This is a genomic window from Paenarthrobacter sp. 10N417, from assembly GCF_056394745.1.
In genome coordinates, this window is sequence record NZ_JBFTIL010000007.1 from 74884 (window position 1) to 100815 (window position 25932).

21 protein-coding genes and 1 pseudogene are annotated in these 25932 nt (G+C 62.3%); 19 read left to right on the forward strand and 3 right to left on the reverse strand.

Translation table 11 applies throughout. The annotated features are described in order from the left end of the window. Positions 1 to 2 precede the first annotated feature (2 nt). Positions 3 to 1379: a family 4 glycosyl hydrolase gene (locus AC1DCM_RS10345; RefSeq protein ID WP_477518170.1), complete on the reverse strand. Its 1377-nt coding sequence runs from the start codon at positions 1377 to 1379 to the stop codon at positions 3 to 5. A gap of 46 nt (positions 1380 to 1425) precedes the next feature. On the opposite strand from AC1DCM_RS10345, the gene AC1DCM_RS10350 reads away from it, so the two are divergent. From AC1DCM_RS10350 to tsaD, 6 genes are read left to right on the forward strand one after another with little or no spacing between them, the layout of a single operon-like run. After that, positions 1426 to 2520 (forward strand): carbohydrate kinase family protein, encoded by a 1095-nt coding sequence (locus AC1DCM_RS10350; RefSeq protein WP_442004094.1) that lies wholly within the window; start codon positions 1426 to 1428, stop codon positions 2518 to 2520. 49 nt (positions 2521 to 2569) lie between these two features. Beyond that, positions 2570 to 3835, forward strand: a complete 1266-nt coding sequence (alr, locus tag AC1DCM_RS10355) for an alanine racemase (RefSeq protein ID WP_442004095.1) — start codon at positions 2570 to 2572, stop codon at positions 3833 to 3835. Next, positions 3832 to 4434, forward strand: coding sequence for a tRNA (adenosine(37)-N6)-threonylcarbamoyltransferase complex ATPase subunit type 1 TsaE (gene tsaE, locus AC1DCM_RS10360; protein WP_442004096.1), 603 nt, complete (start codon positions 3832 to 3834; stop codon positions 4432 to 4434). Before alr ends, tsaE begins: the two co-directional genes overlap by 4 nt. Then, positions 4434 to 5105, forward strand: a complete 672-nt coding sequence (gene tsaB / locus AC1DCM_RS10365) for a tRNA (adenosine(37)-N6)-threonylcarbamoyltransferase complex dimerization subunit type 1 TsaB (protein ID WP_442004097.1) — start codon at positions 4434 to 4436, stop codon at positions 5103 to 5105. Before tsaE ends, tsaB begins: the two co-directional genes overlap by 1 nt. A gap of 13 nt (positions 5106 to 5118) precedes the next feature. Next, a complete protein-coding gene (gene rimI / locus AC1DCM_RS10370; protein WP_442004098.1) occupies positions 5119 to 5622 on the forward strand; it encodes a ribosomal protein S18-alanine N-acetyltransferase in 504 nt (167 codons plus the stop codon). Continuing rightward, positions 5619 to 6758 (forward strand): tRNA (adenosine(37)-N6)-threonylcarbamoyltransferase complex transferase subunit TsaD, encoded by a 1140-nt coding sequence (gene tsaD / locus AC1DCM_RS10375; RefSeq protein ID WP_477518171.1) that lies wholly within the window; start codon positions 5619 to 5621, stop codon positions 6756 to 6758. The genes rimI and tsaD overlap by 4 nt, the downstream gene beginning before the upstream one ends. Positions 6759 to 6769: 11 nt before the next feature. Here tsaD and AC1DCM_RS10380 read toward each other — a convergent pair whose 3' ends face one another. Further along, positions 6770 to 7921: a glutamate--cysteine ligase gene (locus AC1DCM_RS10380; protein WP_442004100.1), complete on the reverse strand. Its 1152-nt coding sequence runs from the start codon at positions 7919 to 7921 to the stop codon at positions 6770 to 6772. A 113-nt stretch (positions 7922 to 8034) separates the two neighbouring features. Here AC1DCM_RS10380 and AC1DCM_RS10385 point away from each other — a divergent pair. Together AC1DCM_RS10385 and AC1DCM_RS10390 are read left to right on the forward strand one after the other, a co-directional pair. After that, positions 8035 to 8115, forward strand: a pseudogene (locus tag AC1DCM_RS10385) (ribosomal protein bL36); the annotation flags it as partial. 39 nt (positions 8116 to 8154) lie between these two features. Beyond that, on the forward strand, positions 8155 to 8967 hold the full coding sequence (locus AC1DCM_RS10390) for a shikimate 5-dehydrogenase (protein WP_477518172.1): 813 nt from the start codon (positions 8155 to 8157) through the stop codon (positions 8965 to 8967). Between the two features lie 6 nt (positions 8968 to 8973). Here AC1DCM_RS10390 and AC1DCM_RS10395 read toward each other — a convergent pair whose 3' ends face one another. Next, entirely contained in the window at positions 8974 to 10200 is a 1227-nt protein-coding gene (locus AC1DCM_RS10395; protein ID WP_477518173.1) for a THUMP-like domain-containing protein, read from the reverse strand. A gap of 68 nt (positions 10201 to 10268) precedes the next feature. Here AC1DCM_RS10395 and AC1DCM_RS10400 point away from each other — a divergent pair, with 68 nt between their 5' ends. The 11 genes from AC1DCM_RS10400 to AC1DCM_RS10450 all read left to right on the forward strand — a co-directional run bounded on the left by AC1DCM_RS10400 (position 10269) and on the right by AC1DCM_RS10450 (position 25865). Beyond that, entirely contained in the window at positions 10269 to 10697 is a 429-nt protein-coding gene (locus AC1DCM_RS10400; protein WP_477518174.1) for a hypothetical protein, read from the forward strand. A 190-nt stretch (positions 10698 to 10887) separates the two neighbouring features. After that, positions 10888 to 11184: a co-chaperone GroES gene (groES, locus tag AC1DCM_RS10405; protein ID WP_211711208.1), complete on the forward strand. Its 297-nt coding sequence runs from the start codon at positions 10888 to 10890 to the stop codon at positions 11182 to 11184. 84 nt (positions 11185 to 11268) lie between these two features. Beyond that, a complete protein-coding gene (gene groL / locus AC1DCM_RS10410; protein WP_477518175.1) occupies positions 11269 to 12882 on the forward strand; it encodes a chaperonin GroEL in 1614 nt (537 codons plus the stop codon). Between the two features lie 322 nt (positions 12883 to 13204). Continuing rightward, positions 13205 to 14878: a helix-turn-helix transcriptional regulator gene (locus tag AC1DCM_RS10415; RefSeq protein WP_477518176.1), complete on the forward strand. Its 1674-nt coding sequence runs from the start codon at positions 13205 to 13207 to the stop codon at positions 14876 to 14878. A 168-nt stretch (positions 14879 to 15046) separates the two neighbouring features. After that, entirely contained in the window at positions 15047 to 15403 is a 357-nt protein-coding gene (locus tag AC1DCM_RS10420) for a hypothetical protein (RefSeq protein WP_477518177.1), read from the forward strand. 32 nt (positions 15404 to 15435) lie between these two features. Next, complete coding sequence (locus AC1DCM_RS10425) at positions 15436 to 16545, forward strand: flavin-containing monooxygenase (protein ID WP_477518178.1); 1110 nt, start codon at positions 15436 to 15438, stop codon at positions 16543 to 16545. 147 nt (positions 16546 to 16692) lie between these two features. Then, entirely contained in the window at positions 16693 to 18795 is a 2103-nt protein-coding gene (locus tag AC1DCM_RS10430) for an acyltransferase family protein (RefSeq protein ID WP_477518357.1), read from the forward strand. Continuing rightward, positions 18792 to 20918: an acyltransferase family protein gene (locus AC1DCM_RS10435; RefSeq protein ID WP_477518179.1), complete on the forward strand. Its 2127-nt coding sequence runs from the start codon at positions 18792 to 18794 to the stop codon at positions 20916 to 20918. The genes AC1DCM_RS10430 and AC1DCM_RS10435 overlap by 4 nt, the downstream gene beginning before the upstream one ends. Positions 20919 to 21173: 255 nt before the next feature. Continuing rightward, positions 21174 to 22685: an IMP dehydrogenase gene (guaB, locus tag AC1DCM_RS10440; protein ID WP_223933862.1), complete on the forward strand. Its 1512-nt coding sequence runs from the start codon at positions 21174 to 21176 to the stop codon at positions 22683 to 22685. A 101-nt stretch (positions 22686 to 22786) separates the two neighbouring features. Next, positions 22787 to 24676 (forward strand): ABC transporter ATP-binding protein, encoded by a 1890-nt coding sequence (locus AC1DCM_RS10445; RefSeq protein WP_477518180.1) that lies wholly within the window; start codon positions 22787 to 22789, stop codon positions 24674 to 24676. Positions 24677 to 24728: 52 nt separating this feature from the next. Then, positions 24729 to 25865, forward strand: a complete 1137-nt coding sequence (locus tag AC1DCM_RS10450) for a GuaB3 family IMP dehydrogenase-related protein (protein WP_477518181.1) — start codon at positions 24729 to 24731, stop codon at positions 25863 to 25865. Positions 25866 to 25932: the final 67 nt, after the last annotated feature.

The following is a 25932-nucleotide window of genomic DNA, read 5'->3' on the forward strand; positions in this document are numbered from 1 at the left end:
AATCATTTCCAGAGCCCGCGCAGATCCCGGAAGGCTGCCTCGTAGCCGTCAAGGAGTTGCGCGCCCAGCGACGCCGAACCTACCAGCGGGTGGGCGGCAAAGGCTTCCACTGCAGCGTCGCGGTCACCGTCCCGCACTGCCCGGACCGTCAGCCGCTCCACTTCCTTGACGTGTTGCATCAGGGTGAGGAACTGCCCACCCGGCCGTTCCTGCGCAAGCGGCAGGGCGCCGTCGGGCGTTACCTCGCAGGGAACTTCGACGACGGCGTCCCCCGGCAGCCCGGGCACGGCGACTTCCGCCTCACCAGCCGAGGAGGGGGAGACGGGTGAATTGGGGACATTGAGGATCAACTGGGCGCTCCCACCTCCGGATAGAGCCCGCATCACGGACAATGCCACGCGCTCATAGCCGCCCCCGGCGAGGTCTTCCTCGTCGCGGTGCTCCCCGTGAGTACGGGCCTCGGCCAAGTAGCCTTCCTCCCGGGAGCGCCGGGCCGCATCCCACGTGGCGTAGGCGTTGGCGGATTCCACCAGGGAAGGGTAGAGCGTGCTCTGTTGCTGGTGGATGGAGGCCCCACGCGTTTCGCGTTGCTTCAGGATGGCTTCCGTCGCCTGCTCGGTTTCGTAGTAGTAGTAAAGGTATTCATTGGGCAGGCAACCGAGTTTCTCCAGGGTGTGCTGGCCGAACAAACGCCCTTCCTCAATTCGTTCGAGCGCCCCACGATCCGATAACAGGTCCGGTAGGAGGTCCCGGCCACCGGGCGCCAGCCTGTAAAGCCAGCCGAGGTGGTTCAACCCGAAGTAGCCCACGCCGTCGAGCGTTCCTTCATGAAGGGGTGAACCGGCAGCCCGTGCCGCGCGCTGGACCAAGCCGCCGGCGGAATCGCAGATCCCAAGGACCTTTCGTCCCAGCACCGGCACGAGTGCCTCGGTCACCATCCCGGCGGGGTTGGTGAAGTTGATGAGCCACGCATCCGGGCAATACTGCCGCATTCCCTCGGCGAGATCCAGCATGTGCGGAATGGTGCGGAGGGCGTAAGAGATACCGCCCGCGCCCGTGGTCTCCTGGCCCAGCAACCCCAGGTCCAAGGCCACGCGTTCATCGGCGATCCGGCCTTCCGTTCCACCAGGGCGGATCGCCGCGAAGACCACGTTGGTGCCCGTGAGTGCCTGCAACAGGTCCGTGGAAATCACGACGGCGGGCCGGGAGCCTTCCGGGGTGGGCATATCGTGGAGGACCGCTTCGATGGCGGCGAGACGTGCGGGATCGACGTCGTAAAGCACCACCTCGTCCACCAGTCCCGCGAACGGACCCGTACATAAGGCACGGTACACAAGGGGTGCCCGGAATCCGCCGCCACCGGCGATCATGAGCCGCATGATCCGAGTCTATGCAGCCCGGAAGGCGCAGCGTAGTGTGCCGTGCATGGACGCAATGCCCCAGCGACGTTTTGACCCTCTTGCCGCCGTGCGCAAGGAGGGCGATGGTCAATGCGACCTTCTCCTGGCAGGAACGGTTTTCCAGGACATCATTTTCACGGGACTCCCGCACTCTCCCGAGCCCGGAACTGAAGTGTGGAGCGAAGGCATGGGCAGCTGCCCGGGCGGGGTTGCCAACCAAGCGATCGCAGCAGCCCGGCTTGGCCTGAGGACCAACTTGGCCGCAGCCTTTGGGGACGACGGTTACGGGGATTACAACTGGCAGATCCTGGAAGGCCAGGAGCATGTGGACTTGTCCCTGTCGCGCCGCGTCCCCGGCTGGCACTCGCCGGTGACGGTGTCCATGTGCGTGAACCAGGATCGATCCATGGTCACCCACGGGCACCCCGCGCCGATCAAGGCCTCGGAGCTGATCGGACAGCCACCCAAGGCACTCGCCGCCGTCGCGGATCTGGACGAGGAGTTGGAACCGTGGATGTTGGCGGCGAAGACAGGGGGAACGAAGCTTTTCGGCGTGGTGGGCTGGGACCCGAGCGGAGAGTGGTCCCAGCGCAGGCTGGACCAACTGGAACATTTTTACGCTTTCCTGCCCAACGCCCCGGAGGCCATGGCGTTCACGGGCAAGACCGATCCCTGGGCGGCGCTCTATTCCTTGGCCGATCGCGTTCCAGTGGCTGTGGTGACATTAGGTGCGCAGGGCGCCATGGCCGTGGACTCGGAGACGGGCGAAGAGGAATGGGTGCCGTCGTTGCCTGTGTCTGCGTACGATCCGACCGGCGCCGGTGATTGTTTCGGGGCGGCCTTCATTGTGGGCTCTCTGGCAGGGTGGAGATTGGGGGACCGCCTGCGGTTCGCGAACCTCTGTGCCTCGCTGGCCGTACAACAAGTTGGCGGATCCCTCGCTGCACCTGGCTGGGGCGACATCGCGGACTGGTGGCAGCGTGCCAACGCGAGGAAGGAACGCCAATCGAGCCAGTGGCTGCGGCGTTTCGCGTTCCTTGAGCCGATCGTGAAGGACATCCCCGCCGAAGCCCAACGGCGAGCCCGCGCCACGATCGCCCACTTGTCAGACGCCCAGTAGCAGAGCCGGCAGTTAACCCCTCTTCACCCACACCACTAGAATCTCTAGGGTGACTTACGAAGCAGCTGCAGATATCGGGATCGGGTCCAAGGCCTCCATAGCAAAGTCAGCGGTGCTGGAGCGTTCCGCCGTGATCGATCTTGAGGCCGTGCGGCACAACGTTCGCCAGTTTGTTGCTATTGCCTCCCCGGCTTCCGTCATGGCTGTGGTGAAGGCCGACGCTTATGGCCATGGCGTCTTGCAGGTGGCACGTGCCGCCCTCGACGCCGGAGCGGCCTGGCTCGGCGTCGCCCACATTTCCGAGGCGCTCGCCTTACGTGCCGCCGGCATTGAAGCACCCCTGTTGGCGTGGCTGCACACCCGTGAAAGCAACTTCCAAGCCGCAGTCGCCGCTGGAATCGACGTCGGGATTTCCGGGTGGGAACTCGACGCCGTCGTGGCGGCCGCCCGCGAACAGGAGCGCCCCGCACGGGTCCACTTGAAGGTGGATACAGGGCTGGGGCGGAATGGCTGCCCGATCAGCGACTGGGACCAGTTGGTGGGCCAGGCGATGGAATACCAGGACGAAGGCCTGCTTCGCGTCGTTGGCATTTTCTCTCACCTTGCCGTGGCCGACGAGCCGCACCGACCCGAAACGGACGAGCAATTAGCGGTTTTCCGTGACGCGCTCGCCATTGCTGAGGATGCCGGCGTCGATACTGAGGTCAGGCACATCGCCAACACTCCCGCTGCGCTGTCCCGGCCGGATTCGCACTTTGACCTCATCCGCGTCGGGCTCGGCATCTACGGGTTGTCGCCCTTCGAAGGGGTTACCTCCGCCGAACTTGGCCTGCACGCTGCTATGAGCGTCCGCACACTCCTCTCTAACTGCAAAAAGGTGCCGAAAGGGCAAGGCGTTTCCTACGGCCTGAAGTACCACACCAGCCAGGAGACCACCCTCGGCTTGATTCCCCTGGGCTACGCGGATGGCGTCCCGCGCGTCGCCACTGGCGGACCAGTTCGCGTCAACGGCGTCAACTACGCTGTGGTGGGCCAGATCGCGATGGACCAGATGGTGATTGATCTTGGACCGCTCACCTCTGAAGAAGCGGCCGGCCTCAAGGGCGCCGAAGCCGTGATGTTCGGCGACGGTGCCGATGGGGGTCCCACCGCGGATGATTGGGCGGCCGCAGCGGGAACCATCAACTACGAGATCGTCACGCGCATCAGCCCGCGCGTGCCTCGCAGCTACGTCAATGAGGCTCCGGCGCGGCCGGAGGCACAACCGAAGGTACAACGCGGCACCCAGGCCGCATCGGAATCGGCGACGCTGTGAACGAACCACTGACCGAACCAAGCGAACCGCTGTGGGAACGCAGCCTGAAGGTCACGACGGCGGAGCAGACCCACGCGCTCGGTGCAGCACTGGGCGGGGTACTTGAGGCGGGGGATCTCCTTATCCTGACCGGGGAGTTGGGTGCTGGAAAGACGACCTTCACCCAGGGTCTGGGAGAAGGCTTAGGCGTCCGTGCCGGGATCATCTCGCCTACGTTCGTGCTGGTTCGGATTCATCCCAACCTTCCCGATGGACCACGCCCCGGTGGCCCGGACCTGGTCCACGTCGATGCCTACAGGCTGGAATCAGCTGCTGAGATCGATGACATTGATCTGGAGAACACCATGGACTCGTCCGTAACCGTGGTGGAGTGGGGGCGGGACCGGGTGGAGCACCTCTCGGACAGCCGTCTGGAAGTGGATCTTCACCGGTCTGTGGGTGCTGTGCCGGCCAACGTTGCGGACAGCGGCGGCATGGTGCTCGACTTTGACACTGGTGACGACGACGAACCCCGCACCATCGTTTTCCGCGGTTTCGGCCCCCGCTGGGCCGAGGCACCGAAGCTTCTTGAAACCACGATCTCTGAAGGAGGCCACTGATGCTGATCCTGGCCATCGATACCTCTGCAGTGGCCAGTGCTGCGCTGATTTCGGACGTTGCCATGGAAGGCGTGCTGGATTCCTTCGCCACTGAGGACACGCGAAGCCATGCCGAAGTCCTTGCGCCCGGCATCGAGAAACTCCTGGCCGGAGCAGGGGTCACCGGCGCGGACATTGACGTGATCGTCACAGGGGTGGGGCCCGGACCGTTTACCGGGCTGCGCTCGGGCATAGCAACCGCACGCACCCTGGCCTTCGTCTGGAACAAGCCCCTGTATGGGTTGATGAGCCTTGATGCGATAGCCCTTGAAGTGGCGGAGTCCACTGCCGCCGCTCCCGAATTCCTGGTGGCCACTGACGCCCGACGCAAAGAGGTCTACTGGTCGCGGTACGTCCTCGAGGAGGGCCAGCTTCCCCAACTCATCGACGGACCGCATGTGGGTTTCGCCTCGGACTTGCCGGATCTTCCCGTGTTCGGGGCCGGCGCTGGACTGTATGCCGACGTCCTCCGCGCCGACGAAGACTTTGCCGACACCCAACCGGACGCGGCTTCCCTTGGCCAGGTCGCGCTTGCCCGGTTGACGGCAGGGCAGGAACTCTTGGATTCCACACCCTTGTACTTGCGCGAATCGGACGCCCAGGTACCGGGCCCCAGGAAGCGTGCCCTGTGATGAAAGGGGAACGATGAAACTTTCACCCAAACTGGAGCTCTCCGGAGTTTCCCTGCGAGACATGACAGAGGCTGACGTCCCGGCCGTGGAAGCCTTGGAACGGCGATTGTTCCCCGTGGATGCCTGGCCCCTGCAGATGTTCTTCGACGAATTGTCCCAGCCGGAGACCCGCCGTTATGTAGTGGCCGAGGTTGCGGGACAGATCGTGGCGTACGCCGGCTTGATGTGCATTGAGCCGATCGCGGACGTCCAGACGATCGCCGTCGTTCCTGAATTCGAAGGCAAGGGCATCGGCTCTGCCATCCTGACAGAACTGATTGAAGAGGCCCGGCGACGTCGTGCGGCGGACGTCCTCCTGGAAGTGCGTGCGGACAATCCACGCGCACAGCAGTTGTATCTGCGCTTCGGATTTGAGCAGATCCATGTCCGGCCGCGGTATTACCGGGACGGGACGGACGCGTTGATCATGCGCCTACCCCTCAACGAGCCACATTCCACAGAAGGAGCCAACGCGTGAGCGGCCCTTATCCAGAACAGCCGAAGCAGCCGTTGGTGCTGGGCATCGAATCGTCCTGCGACGAAACCGGCGTCGGAATCGTGCGCGGCACAACGCTGCTGACCAACACGGTGTCCTCGTCCATGGACGAGCACGTGCGCTTTGGTGGCGTCATCCCGGAGATCGCTTCGCGCGCCCACCTTGACGCCTTTGTCCCCACCCTCCAGGAAGCGCTGCACGAAGCCGGGGTGACCTTGGAGGACATCGATGCCATTGCTGTCACCTCCGGTCCCGGCCTGGCCGGCGCCCTCATGGTGGGTGTCTGCGCCGCGAAGGCCTTGGCCGTCGCTACGGGCAAGCCGCTGTATGCGATCAACCACCTTGTGGCGCACGTTGGAGTGGGGCTGCTGGAGGCAAGGCCCGACGCCGGTGCTGCCGCCGGCTTGAGTGCCGGCCTGAGTGCGGGCAAGCTGCCAGAGAACCTCGGTGCCCTTCTGGTTTCCGGTGGCCACACAGAGATCCTCCGCATTCGCAGCATCACAGATGACGTGGAACTCCTGGGCTCCACCATCGACGACGCCGCTGGAGAAGCCTACGACAAAGTAGCCCGGATCCTGGGCCTTGGCTACCCGGGTGGCCCGGCCATCGACAAACTCGCGCGTCAGGGCAATCCCAAGTCGATCCGCTTTCCGCGCGGCCTCACCCAGCCCAAATACATGGGCACGGCGGAGGAAAAGGGACCGCATCGCTACGACTGGTCCTTCAGCGGCCTGAAAACGGCCGTGGCCAGATGCGTGGAGCAATTCGAAGCCCGCGGTGAGGAAGTACCTGTAGCCGATATCGCTGCAGCGTTTCAGGAAGCCGTAGTGGACGTCATCAGTTCAAAGGCGGTCCTGGCCTGCAAGGAGAACGGCATTACCCACGTGCTGCTTGGTGGTGGCGTTGCCGCCAACTCAAGGCTGCGTGAATTAACCGGTCAACGGTGCGTGTCGGCGGGCATCAAGCTGCACGTGCCGCCGCTGGATCTCTGCACGGACAACGGTGCCATGGTGGCAGCGCTTGGAGCTCAACTGATCATGGCAGGGATCGGGCCCAGCGGAATCGCCTTCGCGCCGGATTCCTCCATGCCGGTTACTACGGTGTCGGTGGCGGCGTAAGTACCCTGGACCTAAGCGTCCGGGCCTTTGCGCATCTGCTGCACGAGATCCATGACCACTGCCTGCAGGTCCCCGTTGTGTTCAGCGGCCACGCGGCGCTGGCGCTGGTAACTGGCGCCGCGTTCGATGATCTTCAGGACATCGGCCAGTTCCTCAGAGCACCCGAGCTTGGCTGCCACGGGTTCCAAGCGTGCGACGGTTTCTGCCAGGTGCTCGGTGACCAACTGCTCGTTGCCCTTGGCATCGAGGATGATGATGGCTTCCATGCCATAGCGGGCGGCACGCCACTTGTTTTCCTGGACGTGCCATGGCGGCATCGTGGGGATGCTGCCGCCGGCGTCGAGGATGGAGGAAAACTCGTCCACGAGGCACTGCGTCAGTGCTGCGATCGCGCCCACTTCCTCGAGTGTGGCGAGGCCATCACAAATGCGCATCTCGATAGTGCCCAGGTTGGAGACGGGTCGGATGTCCCAACGAATTTCAGAGGTGGCATCGATGACACCTGTGGTGAACATGTCCTGGACATAGGACTCGTACGCTTCCCAGGTTTCGAACTGGAACGGCAAGCCAGCGGTGGGGAGCTGCTGGAACATGAGGGCGCGCTGGGATGCGTAGCCGGTTTCTTCGCCGGCCCAGAAGGGGCTGGAAGCGCTAAGGGCCTGGAAGTGCGGGAAGTAGTTGACCAGGCCGTCCAGGATGGGGAGTACTTTGTCCCGGCGATCGATGCCCACGTGGACGTGGACTCCGTAGATGACCATTTGGCGTCCCCACCATTGGGTCCGCTCGATCAGCTTGGCGTAGCGCTCCTTGTCGGTGACCGGCTGGAGCAGGGGAGGGCTGAAGGGATGGCTGCCTGCGCAGAACACCTCGACTCCCATGGGATCTGTGACTTCGCGGACAGCGGCGAGAGAGCGGCTGAGGTCCTCTTTGGCTTCCTTGACCGTTTCGCAGATTCCGGTAACGAGCTCCACGGTATTCAGGAGCAGTTCGCGCTTGATATGGGGGTGTTCGTCGTCTTCGTTGAGGTCCGGGTGGTTCGCGGCCACGCCCTTGAGGACGTCGTTCGCGACTGAGACCAGTTCCCCGGTGCGTGCATTGACGAGCGCCAACTCCCATTCCACACCCAGTGTCGATTGCCTGGATGGCGCAAACTCAATCTGCACGTAGTCCCCTCGTTGCTTGTTTCTGCTGGAGTTTCAGCTGGACGCAACCCGCTGCGGGGCCGTCAGCGGTCGGCTCAAGTCTAGTGCAGCCGGAGCATGCGTGATTGCTGGCGGGTGCGCAGATCGTCCGGCGGCGTTGGCGCACATTCGTCATTATCAAGAACAATCCGCGCATGAAGGCCCGCCAGGGCTAAGAGAACGGCAGCGTAAAGAGACCGTTGTTTAATGGGTGAATGCCAATCCTGAACAAAGACATGTCCCTGTGCATTTCGCTTGCGGCCCGGCCCAGCAACATCGGGACCCGGTTCCACAATTATTTGTACGATCTGCTCGGACTGAACTTTGTCTATAAGGCTTTCGCCCCAGCGGACATCACTCTTGCAGTGGCTGGCATCCGCGGCCTCCCCATCAGGGGAGCCGCGGTGTCCATGCCCTATAAGGAAGCTGTCATCCCGCTGGTTGATGTAATGGATCCATCGGCAAGGGCCATCGACTCGGTCAACACGATTGTCAATGACGACGGCGTCCTCACGGCCTACAACACCGACTACATAGCCATTGCCCGCCTGCTGAAGGACCACAAAGTACCCAACAGCCACACGGTGCTGCTGCGTGGAGCAGGAGGAATGGCAAAAGCGGTGGCCGCAGCTCTCCGCGATGCAGGCTTTACGTCCGTGACAATCGTGGCCCGCAACGAAACCACCGGACGTGCGCTCGCGGACCTTTATGGTTTCGGCTGGCAGGACGACGTCAACGGATCAACGGCGGACCTCATCATCAATGTCACGCCGTTGGGGATGGCGGGCGCGGACGAACGGGCACAGTCCTTTGACGACGCAACCATTGCCGCTGCGAAGATAGTGTTCGACGTCGTCGCCCTCCCCTCCGAGACACCGCTCATCACGGCGGCCCGTCAAGCAGGCAAGCCGGTGATCACCGGAGCCGAAGTCATCGCCATCCAGGCGGAGGAACAGTTCGTCCTGTACACGGGCGTCCGCCCGAGTGCAGACCAGGTCCGCGAAGCCTCGGAGTTCTCCCGCCGCTGACGTGGCCTAGAACGTCACAGGCTCCACCACCACGGCCACTCTTTCCTCGCCAATCCTGGTGAGGACCAGGGTGGCCGTTTTTGCGGGCTTGGTCTCGCGCTTGGATGGAAGCAGTTGTTTGCGCAGTTCTTCCGGAGTGACTGCCGTGCCGCGCTTCTTGATGTCCAGCACCGTGATGCCGTTCGCTTTGACCCAGGCTTTGAGCGCCTTCACGTTGTAAGGCATCACTTCCAGCACCTTGTACGCGCGGGCAAAAGGCGAGTCATGGAGTTCCGGGGCGCAGATGTAGGCGATATGTTCGTCCACCAGGTGCCCGCCAAGGCGTTCTGCGACGTCGGCCACCAGCCCTGCGCGGATGACCGCACCGTCCGGTTCGTAGAGGAATCCTTCTACAGGCCCGACGGCGGCTACCGGGCCGCCGTCGAAATCCTCGCCGCTGGTGAGCTCGGCAGCGCCCTGGGGGCCGATGACAAGTGCCGCGCGCCGAACCCCGGGGCGGGCCACCGCGTTGAACCACAAGGTGACCTCAGTGACGTCGCCGCCTACCGAGACCCACTGCGCTTCACAGTTCGCCGGAACCGAGTCGTGCGGCATCCCGGGACCCATCTTGACTCCCACTGCCCGGCCGGCCGCGGCCAGGCCTTCAACGAACGACAACGGGGGAGAGAACGCTTCCGGATCCCAGATCCTCTTGGTTCCGGACGTCGAGGTTGTGCGTCGTGCGGGGTCCAGCCACACGCCGTCGATCCCGTCCAGGTTCACTGATGTGGCATCGGAATGCACCACCGTGGCGTGCGGGAAGGGCATGAGGTTGATGGTGGCACAGGCGGCAGTGGTTTCGTCCATTTCCACGGCGGTCACGGCAATGTCCATGGAGGCCAAGGCCATGGAGTCAGCTCCGAGGCCGCAGCCGAGGTCGGCTACGTGGGAAATGCCGGCCTTGGCAAAACGCTCGGCGTGCCGGGCCGCGACGTTGAGGCGGGTTGCCTGTTCGAGTCCGGCCTGGGTGAACAGCATCTGGCGGGCAAACTCGCCGAACTTTGCTTCGGCGCGGGTCCGGAGCCGGGACTGCGTCAGTACCGCGGCCACGAGTTCAGGGGAGTGGCCTGCTTTTCGGAGGTCGGCGTTAACGCTGAACGCTTCGTCTTCGCGGTACGGCCCCAGCGAGGCAAGGAGTTCCCATCCTTCAGTGGTCAGCAAGGGTGCGATCTGTTCCTGCGGTGCGTGAGACATGGGATCAAGCCTAACGGCGCCCGCCATGACGCCGTGAGTTGGGAACCAGCGACGATAGGGTTGTTTTCATGGAAGACAACGCAGTTCCGCAGCCCTCCGACACAAACAACCCGGGCGGGAACCACTCCACTGCCCCGGGAGCTTCAGAGCATTCCTCCGGTCGATCCCTCGTGGCTTTTGCCCGTCCTGCCTTGATCGCGGGGGCCGTGATCGCTGTAGTCTGCATTGGCCTGCTGATCGTCATCTTCGCGTTGGACTCATTCAACGCTGCGGCGTACTCCGTGACGGGCAAGAGCGTGAATGACGCTACTGATGAAGCCCGCGACATCCGGGAGCTCTACAGTGGAGCCCGTATTGGCGGGATTATCGCCTTGGTGATTTCCGGCGTCGTGGCCCTGGCGGCCGCCGTCGTGCTGTATTTGAACCGCGGAACCGCCCCTGCAGATGAGGACGACGACGGCGAAGACTACGATTTGGACGACCTCACCGGTCGGTAACGGGAGTTCACTCAGGACGAAATTCTGGCACTCACCTTGACCGAGTGCTAACGCTTACATAGAGTCGTGTTAGCACTCTCCCCCGGAGGGTGCTAATCACGCCAGGCGTCACCGGCACCGCGACGACGGTTGCACGCCACGGCACCCTAGTTCTTAGTCCATGAATCAGCTCATGAAAAGGAGAGTCCGAGTGTCGGTCTCGATTAAGCCTCTTGAGGATCGTATTGTTGTTCGCCCGCTCGAAGCAGAGCAGACCACGGCTTCCGGCCTGGTAATTCCGGACTCCGCGCAGGAGAAGCCGCAGGAAGGCGAAGTTGTTGCAATCGGCCCCGGCCGCTTCGATGACAACGGCAACCGCGTGCCGGTTGACGTAACTGTTGGCGACGTCGTCATCTACTCCAAGTACGGTGGAACCGAAGTCAAGACCGGCGGCAACGAGTACCTCGTTCTGTCCGCCCGCGACGTCCTTGCGATCGTCGTAAAGTAACTTCCTGGAGCCCCGCACCGCAGCCGCGTTGGAATCATTCCGACCTTCTGCGGTGCGGGTTTTCTGTCTTGAAAGGACACAACCATGGCAAAGCAGCTTGCTTTTAACGATGCTGCCCGCCGGTCTCTTGAGGCCGGTATCGACAAGCTCGCCAACACTGTCAAGGTGACGCTTGGCCCGCGCGGCCGCAACGTCGTGCTGGACAAGAAGTGGGGCGCTCCCACGATCACCAACGATGGCGTGACGATCGCCCGCGAAGTTGAGCTTGACGACCCCTACGAGAACCTTGGTGCACAGCTGGCCAAGGAAGTAGCCACCAAGACCAACGACGTCGCTGGCGACGGCACCACCACCGCTACGGTGCTGGCGCAGGCACTGGTCAAGGAAGGCCTGCGCAACGTTGCTGCTGGTGCCGCTCCTGGCGAGATCAAGCGCGGCATCGAGGTTTCCATTGAAGCCATCGCAGCCCGCCTCCTGGAGAACGCAAGCGAAGTGCAAGGCACCCAGGTTGCCAACGTTGCCGCCATCTCCGCACAGAGCGACGAAATTGGCGAACTGTTGGCCGAGGCGTTCGGCAAGGTGGGCAAAGATGGCGTCATCACCATCGAAGAATCCTCCACCACCCAGACCGAACTCGTCCTCACCGAAGGCATGCAGTTCGACAAGGGCTACCTTTCCCCGTACTTCGTCACTGACGCAGAACGCCAGGAAGCTGTCCTCGAAGACGCCTTGATCCTGATCAACCAGGGCAAGATCTCTTCGCTGCAGGACTTCCTGCCGTTGCTGGAGAAGGCGCTGCAGGCCTCCAAGCCGCTGTTCATCATCGCCGAAGACATCGAAGGCGAAGCCCTTTCCACGCTGATCGTCAACCGCATCCGCGGCACGCTGAACGTTGTGGCCGCCAAGGCTCCGGGCTTCGGTGACCGCCGCAAGGCCATGCTCCAGGACATTGCGACGCTCACGGGCGCCCAGGTTGTTTCCCCGGACCTTGGCCTGTCGCTGGACACTGTTGGCCTCGAGGTACTGGGTACGGCACGCCGCATCACGGTCACCAAGGACAACACCACCATCGTTGATGGCGCCGGAACCGAGCAGGACGTTGCCGACCGCGTGGCCCAGCTGCGTGCCGAACTCACCCGCACGGACTCCGACTGGGACCGCGAGAAGCTGCAGGAGCGCCTGGCCAAGCTGGCTGGCGGTATCGGCGTTATCAAGGTCGGCGCAGCCACCGAGGTTGAGCTGAAGGAAAAGAAGCACCGCATCGAGGACGCCGTTTCCTCCACGCGTGCTGCCCTTGAAGAAGGCATCGTTTCCGGTGGCGGTTCCGCCCTCATCCACGCCCTCAAGGCGCTGGATGAGTCCCCGGCCGTCAAGGCACTGGAAGGTGACGCAGCAGCAGCTGTTGGCATCGTCCGTCGCGCCTTGGTCCAGCCGCTGCGCTGGATCGCCCAGAATGCCGGCTTCGATGGCTTCGTCGTCGTTTCCAAGGTCTCCGAACTCGAAGCCAACCACGGCTTCAACGCCAAGTCCGGCGAGTACGAGGACCTGATCGCCGCTGGCGTGATCGACCCCGTCAAGGTCACCCGCTCCGCACTCCGCAACGCCGCTTCCATCGCTGCCCTGGTTCTCACCACCGAGACCCTGGTTGCCGAGAAGCCGGCTGAGGACGAAAACGCACACGCAGGCCACCAGCACTAACAGCCTGTTCGAAAAAGCCCTGGTCACTCGTGGCCAGGGCTTTTTTCTGCCCTCTTGCGCTTCCCGATGTCGGCTTCCCGGCGTCCGGTTGTGGCGTGGGCGTGTGGCGTCCCGACCTTCTTTGAACCTCAGGCGCCCGCCATGCAACCGAAAAAGGGTGACAAAGTGGCATCTCGGGACCAGAGACGGTCAGGAACCCACACGGCGCGTCAGGGATTCGTGGAGCCATTGTGGGCTTACGACGGCGGCGGTACCCTGACGCTAATACGGCCGCTTGGGTGCGCCAACCGGGTTGCTCGCGGTCGCAGAATGAGTGTGGACTATGCCGGTTACAGCCTTGGATCTGGGACGCTCCGCGTTCTCCGAGCACCGCTGGAGCGATGCACTGGATTGCCTTGCCCGGGCGGACACGGAGGGCGGACTTCTACCCGAGGACATTGAAGTCGCGGCCTCCGTGGCCATGCTGTTGGGCAAGGACTCCGAAGGCGTCGCCTACCTGACACGGGCGCACGATGAATATGTCACCGTAGGAGACATGGCTGCAGCCGCCCGTTGCGCAACGTGGCTGGTGCTGTTCCTCATGGACATCGGGGAGCCAGCCCGCAGCTCGGGCTGGATGTCCCGGGCGAAGCATTTAGTGGAAGAACTGGACGAGCCCACCGAAGCTGAAGGCTACCTCCTGATTCCGTCAGCGCTGGGAGCCTTGTACGGAGGAAATCCTGAAGCCAGCAATGAGCTCTTTGGCCGCGCCTTGGCAGTGGGGCAGCGATTCCACGACAAGGATCTGATGGCACTTGGACGGCTGGGCCTGGGCACGGCCAGCATCACCCTTGGATTCCCGGACAAGGGCTTGGAGATCCTGGATGAAGTCATGGTTTCCGTGACGGCGGGGGAAGTATCGCCCATCCCTTCAGGCATCATCTACTGCTCCGTCATCGGCAGTTGCCGCCTGGCGTTCGACGTCCAGCGTGCCCATGAATGGACCGCCGCGTTGGAACGCTGGTGCGGGGACCGGCCGGACATGGTGATGTTCAGCGGGCAGTGCCAGTCCCACAGGGCAGAACTGTTCATCCTCCATGGCGCCTGGGATGACGCCATAGCAGCCGTCCACATTGCCCAGGACCGCTCGCGCCGCGGCGACCCGGAAGCGGCCTGGGGTGCGTGGTATCTGCAGGGCGAGATTCTGCGTTTGAAGGGCCAATTTGATGAAGCCAGCGCGGCTTATGCCAAGGCTGCAGAGACCGGCTTCGAAGCTCTCCCCGGACTCGCGCTGGTGCTGGCAGGCCAGCAAAAAGTGTCCCAGGCCCAAGCCATGTTGCGCAGGGCCATGGCAGGCTCGGACCCCGCCAACCGACGGCGGTTGCTTCCCGCCGTCGTCGACGTCGAGCTTGCCGCTGGTGACCTTAAAGCGGCAAGGGCCGCGGCTGACGAACTCGCGGCTCCGGTCCTTGAAACGGGCAGGCCCCTGGAACGGGCGCTTGCGGCGCAGGCGGAAGCCCAAGTGCTGCTCGCAGAGGGCAAGGCGGGCGACGCGCTGGTGGCCTCAAGAAAGGCATGGCGGCTCTGGTACAGCCTTGAGGCACCGTATGGCGCCGCCAGCTGCAGGGTGTTGACGGGCCGCGCCTGTTCGGAACTGGGCGATCCCGACTCTGCCGCCATGGAATTCGAAGCAGCCACAGCCGAGTTCGCTGAACTCGAAGCAACGCCTGCTGTAACTGAGGTGCTGGGCCTTACTGCGGGACGAGGCAGTGCGGGAGCCGGCGGGGCGGGAGGTGTTGGGACTGGTTCTGCGCCCACCGCCCATGAACTTACAAACCGTGAACTGGAAGTCCTGCGGCTTGTCGCCGACGGAAAAGCCAACAAGTCCATTGCCCGGGAACTGTATCTCAGCGAAAAAACCGTTGCCCGGCACGTCAGCAATATCCTCAGCAAACTCTCCTTGCCCTCCAGGGTTGCTGCGACCAGATACGCCTTCGAACACCACTTGACCAACTGATCTTCTCTCACATCCCACAGCCTTTCTCCCGATCTTCTCTCACGTCCTGCGGGGTTTCTCCCGTTGTTCTCTCACGTCCCGACATGCGCATAAATACCCATGCCCCATCCAGCAGGATGCGTCATTTGGCCGACGCGGCAGAGGGTGCCGGACTCCTAGTTTGGGCTTATGAACATTCCACTGCTCGCCGGCACCGTATCCACCGTGCTCTTTGCATCCAGCATGCTGCCCATGTTGGTCAAGGCAGTCCGCACCAAGGACCTGGCCTCCTACAGTTTGAGCAACATCACTTTGACCAACATCGCCAACGCCGTGCATTCCTTCTACGTCTTCGACCTTCCGGCGGGACCCGTGTGGCTGTTGCACTCCTTTTACGTGGTGACGTCGGTCTTGATGTTGGTGTGGTGCCTGCGGTACCGGAAGGCTCCGGCTGAAACCCCAGCAACTGCAACCCCAGCAACTGCAACCCCAGCAACCCGGGGTCACTTAAGGCCCATGTCGGCCCCTGCCATGGGCCATAAGTGACCCCGCGTTGGATTAACGAGAAAGGAAATGCCATGAAAAATGCTAGTGATTCGCAGTTCGATACTGTGATCGTGGGCGGTGGCCAGGCCGGCTTGGCGCTCGGCTATTGGCTGGCCAAAGGACACCACAACTTCGTCATCCTTGATGAGAACGCCAGGACCGGGGATTCGTGGCGTCAACGCTGGGATTCGCTTCGTCTCTTCACCCCGGCTAAATACGACGGATTGCCGGGCGCACCTTTCCCAGGGGACCCGTTGGCGTTTCCCAGTAAGGATGAGTTGGCGGACTACCTCGAACAATATGCACGGCGGTTCAGTCTGCCCGTGATCCACGGAGTCCGTGTTGACGGGGTGACGCAACAGGGTGATTGCTTTCTTGTGAGCTCCGGTGACCGGTCTTGGATCGCCAACAACGTAGTGGTTGCTACCGGTGGATATCGCCTGCCTAAGCGGCCGGCATTCGCCACTGAGCTGGATCCCGGCATCGTGCAGCTTCACTCGCAGGAGTACAAAAACCCCGGGCAACTCCAACCTGGGCCAGTGCTCGTGGTGGGGCTCGGCAATTCCGGCGCGGAAATTGCCCTTGAAGCCAGCAGAACGCACACCACGTTGCTGGCTGGCAAAGCCAGTGGCGAACTCCCTGTTCGCCATGGACGCGCCGCGGCCCGGTTTGTCCTGCCTGTGATCCGGTTCGCAGGACTTCACGTCCTGACCCTTAATACCCCGGTTGGCCGGAAGGTGGCGCCGGCATTCAAGATGATGGCGGCACCTTTGATCCGGACACGCACCAAGGATCTGCGTGACGCGAAGGTGGAACTGCTGCCGAGGATAGCCGGGGTAAAGCAAGGTAAACCGGTGCTGGAAGAGGGCCGGACTTTGGATGTGGCGAACGTCATTTGGTGTACCGGATACCGGGAGGATTACTCGTGGCTGAAGCTCCCGTACCAGAACGGCGATGGGATTCCGACCCACAAGAGGGGAGTGGTGGAATCTGTGCCCGGTCTCTACTTCCTTGGCCAGGAGTTTCTGTTCGCGGCAGTTTCGGCAACACTTCCAGGAGTTGGCCGTGACGCCCGCTATCTGGCACGCCAGATCACAGCAGACCGGCAGTTCACAGCTGAGCGTCGGCCGGCTTTGGCATAGTGGCTGACCTTCAAAAAGAAGTGCCCGCAGCACAGGCAACGCACAGTTTCATCTTTGCAAACGCATAGTCCAACCTGAGCTAATAGACACTCGTAAGGCGGTTCCGCAGGCCGGCCCAACTGGGGTCGGCGCCCGGAACAGCGTATGATGGATGCTTTGTGCAATAGCCTTGAGGAACTGCCTAACGTGACTACATCAACGATCCGACCGCCCGCCCGTCCCAACAGGCGGGCTACCGGTCCCGTTGTAAAGTCCACGTTCCGACCCGAAATCCAGGGCCTGCGCTCCCTCGCTGTGCTCATGGTTGTGAGCTACCACATCTGGATTGGGCGGGTGTCAGGCGGGGTTGATGTCTTCCTGCTGATCTCGGCCTTCCTCATGACTCTTCAGTTCACGAGCCGCTTCAAACAGCGGCGCCCGATGGACTTGCTGCGGCACTGGCTGCACTTGTTCAGGCGCCTGCTCCCGGCAGTGGTGGTTGTCCTCTTTGGAACACTGGCTGCTACTTTTGCTTTCCTGCCTCCCACCCGCTGGGTGGAAGTGGTCAATCAGGCTTGGGCCTCTTTGTTCTACTACGAAAATTGGCTGTTGCAGACTCTCGCGGTGAATTACTACGCCACGGACCACAGTCTCGCCAGTCCTGTGCAGCACTTCTGGTCACTTTCCATCCAGGGCCAGGTGTTCATTCTCTGGCCGGTGATCTTCGCCGTGATGGCGGTCATCTGCCGCAAATTCGATCTCCGGTACCGGGCCTCGCTCGCGTACGTTTTTGCGCTCATCTTCGTCGTTTCCCTGACGTACTCCATTATTTTTACGGCCAACAACCAGGCTGTGGCGTACTTCGACACCTTCGCCCGGCTTTGGGAGTTCGCCCTCGGAACACTTGTTGCCCTGATCCTGCCTGCCCTGGACTTTTCCAAACCTGTCCGCGTGGCGATGGGGTGGATCGGCGTTGCCGCCATGCTTACCTGCGGCATCCTGCTGCAGGTCCAAACTGCGTTCCCCGGCTTTGTTGCGCTCTGGCCCACGCTGGCTGCCGTTGCAGTGATTGCAGCGGGACAGACCGGTAGCCGCTTCGGCGTGGATCGGATCCTGAGTTCCAAATTCCTGGTACGTCTTGGCGATAACTCCTATGCCCTGTATCTCTGGCACTGGCCTATCCTGGTGATCGCCCTGGCTTGGAGCGGCAAGGACCACGCCGGGTGGCTGTCCGGCACCGCGATTGTGGCGTTGGCATTGGTCCTGGCCTTCCTGACCACGAAGTTCGTGGAGAAGCCATTCCGGGAGTGGAAGTGGCCGGAGGTGAAACGTCGCCGCGCAGCCATCTCCATCGCCGTCTGCCTGGCCGTGGCGTGTGCGCCGTTGCTCGGCTTCCAGTACAAGCAGTATCTGGACCAGAAGGCCGCTGACACGCAGGCATTCAACGACAACCCTGGAGCCCATGCCCTCCTTCCAGGCTATGTAAACCAAGTCGGCAAGGATGCCAAGACACTTCCCACGGCAGAACAGTTGCCTGAAGACTGGGCACACCTGGGTGGGACGTGCGAGGGAGTTTCCAAGCCGGAAGACAAGACTCTGCAGGAGAACTGCCAGCAAAACGGTGTGGGCGATGACGCCACCAAGAGCATTGTGGTCCTAGGCGACTCCCATGCCCAGCAGTGGCTGGCCGCACTCGGCCCTCTCGCTGAGGCTGAGCATTGGAAGGTCACGGCCCTCCTGTTGGGCGGTTGTCCGTTCATGCCGGAGAACCCTGACGCTGACCAGCACTGCAATGATTTCAACTCGGCGGCTTTCAAATACGTGGCATCCCACACCCCGGATTCCGTGTTCATGGTGGGCACCAAGGCGGCCCCCTCATCACCGGATGAGGAGTTGGTGTACGGCTTTGAGCAGTCCGTCACCAACTTCAACGACCTCGGCATCCAGGTGGTGGCCATTCGTGACAACCCACGGTACGACCACAATGTCACCGAGTGTGCCCTGTCCAAGGGCGTGGACAGCGCTGACTGCAAGTCTGACCAGCATGACGTCCTGGCTGCGGAGAGCCCCTTCGCGGCCGAACAGGGAAAGTTTGGAAATGCCGCATTCCTGGATATGACGGATCTCCTCTGCAATGGTGTCCAGTGCCCCAGCGTCATAGGAAATGTGTTCGTCTACCTGGATGACAACCACCTGTCCAAGACCTACGTCACCAGCATGGGCGAGATGTTCGACGAAAGGTGGTTTGCCGCGACGGGGTGGGCGCAATGAGCGGACAGGTGAAAGCAACAGCACCTTTGGGTGGCAAGCCCACTACAGCGAAGCCCACTACAGCGAAGCCCACGACGGCGGAACGAACCTTCCGCCCGGAGGTCCAGGGACTGCGTGCCTTGGCTGTGTTGATGGTGGCGGCTTACCACATTTGGCTCGGCCGGGTGTCCGGCGGCGTAGACGTCTTTTTACTCATCTCGGCTTTCCTGATGACCCTGTCCTTTACGCGGAAGCTCGAAAACCGTAAGCCCCTGAGGCTCCTGCAGCACTGGCTCCATGTGTTCAACCGGCTGTTGCCCGCGGTCGTCGTGGTCCTGCTGGCAGTCCTGGCCGGAACCTGGGCCTTTATCCCGCAGAGCCGGTGGCCGGATGTGCTCGCCGAGGCTTGGGCCTCCCTGCTGTACCGGCAGAACTGGCAGCTCGCGGATTCTGCCGTTGATTACTATGCGCAGGACCATTCCGGAGCGAGTCCCCTGCAGCACTTTTGGTCCCTGTCCGTGCAAGGCCAGGTCTTTATCCTGTGGCCACTGATTTTCGCAGCGGTGGCCCTGCTGCAGCCGCAACTTGCAAAGCTGTTCCCAGGCCGCAAGGCCACAGAACACCGGCAGCTGCTGTTCATGGCGTTCGGCCTGGTCTTTGTGGCCTCGCTGGTCTATTCCATCGACCAGACTGCCCACAATCAGGCGTATGCGTATTTCGATACCCGGACAAGGCTGTGGGAATTTGCGCTGGGTTCCCTGCTGGCACTGGCTCTCCCGTACCTCAAACCAGTTCAGCGGCTTCGGGTATTCCTGGGTTGGGCGGGGCTGCTCGCCATGCTCTCGTGCGGCCTGATCCTGACGGTGGACCGTTCCTTCCCGGGATTCGTGGCTCTCTGGCCAACCCTCGCAGCCGCGGCGGTTATCGTTGCGGGCCAGAGCAACAGCCGATTTGGTGCTGACCGTGTGCTCAGCTCAAAGCCCTTGGTCCTGGTGGGCAACAATTCCTACGCCCTGTACTTGTGGCATTGGCCGGTCCTGGTGTTCTTCCTGCTCGTCACGGAGACCACCAGCCCGAACCTCCTGCAGGGCTTGGGCATCATGGCAGCGTCGATGGCGTTGGCCGTTGCCACCACCCGGTACGTCGAGGTGCCCATGCGCCGCTGGCAGTGGCCGGACGCCCGGTCCTGGCGGGCCGCCGTCGTCATTGTTTCCTGCGGTGCGCTGCTGGCACTGCCGATGACCGCCTGGCAGGGTGCCATCGCCGCCGAAAGCGTGGCGATTGCGGATCAGCCAAAAGAACTGACGCCCGGTGCTGCAGCGCTGTCGCCTGAGTTCGCGGGCCAACCGACGCCTGAGGCAATGATCATTCCCGCACCCGCCGCCATGAAGGATGAATGGGCGGACATCGATGGCCTGTGTACTGGCGCCAACGTGCCGTCAGATCCGTTGCTGCAGGGGTGCCTCCAGAATGCAGAACCCGAAGTCGTGACCAAGAGGATCGTGGTGCTCGGCGATTCCCATGCCCAGCAGTACATGGCCGCCCTGGGCCCCATCGCCAAGGAGCATGGCTGGGAAGTGGTAACTCTGCTGAAGGGGAATTGCCGGTTCGGTGCCGACTCTCCTGAGCGCACCAGTGACTGCAACGACTTCAACAAGGCGAGTGCGGCTTACGTCATGGAACACAAACCCGATGCGGTGTTCACCGTGGCGTCTCTGACTCATGTGACGGCCCCTTTCGAGACCGAAGTGCCCGGCTATTTGGAAGGCATCAAGCCCTTCACGGATGCAGGAATCGACGTCGTGGGCATCCGTGACAACCCGCGGTTCAGCATCAACATGCCCGAGTGCGTGCAGAAGAAGGGCCCTGACTCGCCCGACTGCAACCCTCCGCTGGAAGATTCCCTGGCTGCGTCCTCGCCTCTGGACGACTACGCGGGCAAGGTGGATCGGTTGTACCTGATGGACATGAGCGACTTCATCTGCGAACGGGGCACGTGTCCGGCAGTGGTGGGGAATGTGTACGTCTACAAGGACGATAACCATCTCACCAAGACCTATGTGCAGAGCATGATCCCGATGTTCGAGGAGCGGCTCCTCGCCGCGACGGGCTGGTCCGACTCGACTGGTCAGTCCGGGCGCTAGCCTCGCCGCCCCGCGGGAGCACGGAACGCACGACGCCGACCTTCCGCCAGTGCTGTTGCTCACACTCAGGCGCCGCGGAATATGGCGATGGCCGCCGAGGTTCTACTATTTATTCAATACCCGAAGCACCTTTGCCTTGCAGTACCTCATGCATAGGCCAATTAATGCACAGGCCAGTCCCGTAATGACGGGCTGGTCATCAGTTGCAACCCCTACCAGTTAAAGCCCCCAGAACCCAGGTAAGAGGCCGCACTCATGACCCAGCCCGAACACGATCCCTTCGGCTTCGTAGGCCTGACCTACGACGACGTCCTGCTCCTCCCCGGACACACCGATGTCATCCCTTCTGACGCGGACACGTCCTCCCGGATTTCCAAGCGCATCACAGTGCAGACGCCGTTGCTTTCCGCTGCCATGGACACCGTCACGGAGTCCCGCATGGCCATCGCCATGGCCCGCCAGGGTGGTCTGGGCGTCGTGCACCGCAACCTGTCCATCGATGATCAGGCTGAGCATGTGGACCGCGTCAAGCGGAGCGAATCCGGCATGATCACCAACCCGCTGACCATCGGCCCGCAGGCCACGTTGCAGGAACTGGACGAGCTGTGTTCCCGCTACCGCGTCTCCGGCCTTCCCGTGGTGGACACCGACGGGCGGCTGCTGGGCATCGTCACCAACCGCGACACCCGGTTCATTCCGGAATCTGAATTCCCGCTGCGCAGCGTCAGCGATGCCATGACCAAGATGCCGCTCATCACCGGCCATGTGGGCATCAGCCGCGAGGAAGCCTCGCACAAGCTGGCCACCAACAAGATTGAGAAGCTCCCGCTCGTTGACGAGCAGGGCCGTCTCAAGGGCCTCATCACCACCAAGGACTTCACCAAGGCAGAGCAGTACCCGCTGGCCACCAAGGACGACGAAGGCCGCCTGCGCGTAGGCGCTGCCATCGGCTTCTTCGGCGACGGTTGGGAACGCGCCATGAAGCTCATCGACGCCGGGGTGGACGCACTCTTCGTGGACACCGCCAACGGCCACTCCCAGGGCGTGCTGGACATGATCCGCCGCCTGAAGTCAGACCCGATTGCTGCCCACGTGGACATCATTGGTGGCCAGGCAGCAACCCGTGAAGGAGCCCAGGCCCTGATTGACGCTGGTGCCGATGGCATCAAGGTCGGTGTGGGCCCAGGCTCCATCTGCACCACCCGTGTTGTAGCCGGCGTTGGCGTTCCCCAGATCACGGCCATCTACGAATCCGCGAAGGCTGCCATCCCGGCAGGCGTGCCGTTGATTGCCGACGGCGGACTCCAGTACTCGGGCGATATTGGCAAGGCACTGGTTGCCGGCGCGGACACCGTGATGCTCGGCTCACTGCTGGCTGGTTGTGAAGAGTCTCCCGGCGAGCTCATCTTCGTCAACGGCAAGCAGTTCAAGAGCTACCGCGGCATGGGCTCCCTTGGCGCCATGCAGTCCCGTGGAAAGAACACGTCCTACTCCAAGGACCGCTATTTCCAGGCTGACGTGTCCGGTGATGACAAGCTCATCCCGGAAGGCATCGAAGGCCGCGTCGCGTTCCGTGGTCCGCTGGCATCGGTGGCCTACCAGCTGGTCGGTGGCCTCCGCCAGACCATGTTCTACACCGGCGCCCCCACGATTGCCGAACTCAAGGCACGCGGCAAGTTCGTCCGGATCACTCCTGCCGGCCTGAAGGAATCGCACCCGCACGATATCCAGATGACGGTGGAGGCACCCAACTACGGTTCCCGCTGACATCAGTTTCTTAAACAGCTGTTCCCCGTGGAAGCCTCCACGGGGAACAGCTGTTTAAGGGCCGCAACGGAAATGTCTGTGGGGAGGAATAGGCTGGGGACATGTCCGAAAAGCCCGCACAACCGCGGCACCCGGAGTCAGTCCGGCTGAATTCAGTCCAACCCGGCAAAGCGCCCCGCAAGCTTGCCCTCCGGCCGTACGCACGCGCCGTCGGGCAGGTCCTGAAGGTGAGTTTCAAGGCATCGCCGATTGCAGTCATCATGAAAGTGGCTGGCTCCCTGATTTCGGCCACGCTGCCGCTGGTAACCACCTACTTCGCCGCGTTGACCACCACGGCGTTGGCCGCCGGTTACGCGGGAGATCCCGACGCCGGTCCGCGGGCGGTACTGTACGTCATCATTACTGCCGCGCTGGGACTGTTTTGGGGCGCCTTCAGCAGCGTCGACCGATACATCCAGCAGTTGATGAGCTTCAAAGTAGGCGCGATCGTCGGCGACATGATGTACGAGCGCTTCCTGGCACTGGAGTTCTGGCGCTATGACGACAAAGAAACGGTGGACCTCTACGATCGCGCCAAGCGGTTCTCCGATTCCTATGCGCGGGTCCTGGACCGGATCGCGGCCATCTTTACGCAGTTGGTTTCGGTCATCCTGGCAGTCGGTGCGCTGTTGTTGGTCAGTTGGTGGATCGCTGTCATTGTCCTTATAGCGATCGTCCCGAGCGTCTACTTGCAGTTCAAACTCTCACGAGAGCAAATAGCGCATTGGAATACCCAGGTGGATTCCCGGCGTCAACGGCGAATGATCGAGACCAACCTCCTGAGGCCCCAGCACATTGCCGAGATGCGGCTCTATGGAATCGTGGGCTATTTGATGGACCTGCGGTCCCGGCTTCGGGACGCTGACGAGCGCCGGCGGCTGGACTTCCAGAAGCGCTACATCCCCAAGCAACTCGCAGCGGACGCCCTGCAGTATGGGGCCGAAGTAGTGTCGTTGATCTGGGTGGTGGGACAAATCATTGCCAGGGCACAGGCGGTAGGGCAGTTCCTCTACATCCAACAGATCGTCAGCCGGGCCCTGTCCACCGCCAGCAACCTGGTCTCGTCGCTGAGTTCCATTGACGAAGACCTTGCCAACCTCAAAGACTACGAGCTGTTCATGGCGCTTCCGGTGCCCAGCGGCCACGAACCTCCCTTGGTGAAGTCGCCGTCCGTTGTGGAAATGCGGGATATCCGCTTCAGCTATACGGGGAGTGACATTGAAGTTATCAAGGGCATTTCCCTGACCATCAGGGCAGGCCAGCACATTGCGATAGTTGGTGAGAATGGCGCAGGAAAGTCCACGCTGATCCGGATCCTGGCCGGTCTCTACCGGCCGGATTCAGGCCGAGTATTGCTCGACGGCGTCGATCTCACCGGAATCGACGTGACCAGTTGGCACCGGCACCTTGCGGTCCTGAGCCAGGAATTCCTGAAGTATGAATTCGCTACGGCTGCGGAGAACATCTATTTGGGCGATGTCGATCAAGCCCGGGACGAGCAACGCATCCGGAGGGCAGCCTCAGATGCCGAGGCCATGGAATTCATCAACAAGCTGCCCAACGGCCTGGAAAACCATGTGAGCAATTGGATGGAGGATCCACGCGGGCGCAAGGGGAGTGGGCTCTCAGGCGGGCAATGGCAGCGATTGGCCATGGCACGGAACTTCTACCGGGATGCCTCCTTCATGGTCATGGACGAACCGACGTCGGCCATCGATGCTTTGGCTGAGCACCGGATCTTCACCCGGCTTTTCGCGGACCGGAACAGCACCATCATTGCCATCAGCCACAGGCTGGCCACCATCGAAAGGGCAGATGTTGTGTACATGCTCGAAGATGGCCGGATTGCCGAACAAGGAACGCACAAGGAGCTGGTGGCATTGAGGGGCCGCTACTTCCGGATGTTCGAATCCCAGCTCACTGTGGAAGAGACCAGCCAGAACACCCCCTAAGAGCAGCTCGGAACAAAACGGTGGCTTGGTTTTGGTGGGATAAACTCGAGCAGTGACTTATGAGATTGAGATTGGCCGTGGCAAGCGTGGGCGTCGTGCCTACTCCCTGGATGACATCGCGATCGTTCCGAATCGTCGGACGCGTGACCCGAAGGACGTCTCTGTCTCCTGGCAGATCGACGCCTATAAGTTCGACATGCCGGTGATTGCCGCCCCCATGGACTCTGTGATGTCCCCGGGCACGGCCATCACTTTGGGCCGTTTGGGTGGTCTTGGCGTCCTGGACCTTGAAGGCCTCTGGACCCGGTACGAAAACCCACAGAAGGTGCTCGACGAGATCGCAGGCCTGGCCAACGAAACCAGCAGCCCGGCCGTCACCCGCCGAATGCAGGATCTTTACCAGGCACCCATTCAGCCAGAGCTCATCAGCTCCCGCCTGGCAGAGATCCGCGCCGCCGGCGTCACCGTGGCCGGCTCCCTGACCCCACAGCGCACCCAGGAACACTACAAGACCGTGGTGGCTGCCGGCGTCGATATCTTCGTCATCCGTGGCACCACGGTCTCCGCCGAGCACGTCTCCAAAAACCATGAGCCACTGAACCTTAAACAGTTCATCTACGAACTCGATGTCCCCGTGATCGTTGGTGGAGCAGCTGGTTACACACCGGCCCTGCACCTCATGCGCACGGGTGCTGCAGGCGTCCTGGTTGGCTTCGGTGGAGGTGCTACCACCACCACGCGCCGTGCGCTGGGCATTCATTCGCCCATGGCGTCGGCCATTTCAGACGTCACTGCGGCCCGTCGCGACTACATGGATGAGTCCGGTGGGCGCTATGTCCACGTCATCGCCGACGGCGGCATGGGCCGCTCGGGCGACATCGTCAAGGCCATCGCGATGGGAGCGGACGCAGTCATGCTGGGCAGTGCCCTCGCGCGCGCCGAAGAAGCTCCGGGCCGCGGCTGGCACTGGGGTCCGGAAGCGCATCATCTCGAATCACCCCGTGGCGACCGCGTCAACGTTGGCACGGTCGGATCCCTGGAGGAAGTCCTCTTCGGGCCCGGGCACCACACCGACGGTACGTCCAACCTCATTGGCGCTCTGCGTCGGTCCATGGCGACCACAGGGTACTCGGACCTCAAGGAATTCCAGCGCGTGGACGTCGTAGTATCCCCATACTCGGGCAACTAGGACTTCTGCCAATCGGACCGGCCAACAAGTAGGGTAGGGGACTACCAGCAGTTGCGTTTGAGGAGGG

Coding starts and splice junctions, on each gene's coding strand:
- AC1DCM_RS10345 (WP_477518170.1), bottom strand. CDS start 1,379: ATGCGGCTCATGATCGCCGGTGGCGGCGGATTCCGGGCACCCCTTGTG.
- AC1DCM_RS10350 (WP_442004094.1), top strand. CDS start 1,426: ATGGACGCAATGCCCCAGCGACGTTTTGACCCTCTTGCCGCCGTGCGC.
- tsaB (WP_442004097.1), top strand. CDS start 4,434: ATGCTGATCCTGGCCATCGATACCTCTGCAGTGGCCAGTGCTGCGCTG.
- rimI (WP_442004098.1), top strand. CDS start 5,119: ATGAAACTTTCACCCAAACTGGAGCTCTCCGGAGTTTCCCTGCGAGAC.
- AC1DCM_RS10390 (WP_477518172.1), top strand. CDS start 8,155: ATGCCAATCCTGAACAAAGACATGTCCCTGTGCATTTCGCTTGCGGCC.
- AC1DCM_RS10395 (WP_477518173.1), bottom strand. CDS start 10,200: ATGTCTCACGCACCGCAGGAACAGATCGCACCCTTGCTGACCACTGAA.
- AC1DCM_RS10400 (WP_477518174.1), top strand. CDS start 10,269: ATGGAAGACAACGCAGTTCCGCAGCCCTCCGACACAAACAACCCGGGC.
- groL (WP_477518175.1), top strand. CDS start 11,269: ATGGCAAAGCAGCTTGCTTTTAACGATGCTGCCCGCCGGTCTCTTGAG.
- AC1DCM_RS10415 (WP_477518176.1), top strand. CDS start 13,205: ATGCCGGTTACAGCCTTGGATCTGGGACGCTCCGCGTTCTCCGAGCAC.
- AC1DCM_RS10420 (WP_477518177.1), top strand. CDS start 15,047: ATGAACATTCCACTGCTCGCCGGCACCGTATCCACCGTGCTCTTTGCA.
- AC1DCM_RS10425 (WP_477518178.1), top strand. CDS start 15,436: ATGAAAAATGCTAGTGATTCGCAGTTCGATACTGTGATCGTGGGCGGT.
- AC1DCM_RS10430 (WP_477518357.1), top strand. CDS start 16,693: ATGGATGCTTTGTGCAATAGCCTTGAGGAACTGCCTAACGTGACTACA.
- AC1DCM_RS10435 (WP_477518179.1), top strand. CDS start 18,792: ATGAGCGGACAGGTGAAAGCAACAGCACCTTTGGGTGGCAAGCCCACT.
- guaB (WP_223933862.1), top strand. CDS start 21,174: ATGACCCAGCCCGAACACGATCCCTTCGGCTTCGTAGGCCTGACCTAC.
- AC1DCM_RS10445 (WP_477518180.1), top strand. CDS start 22,787: ATGTCCGAAAAGCCCGCACAACCGCGGCACCCGGAGTCAGTCCGGCTG.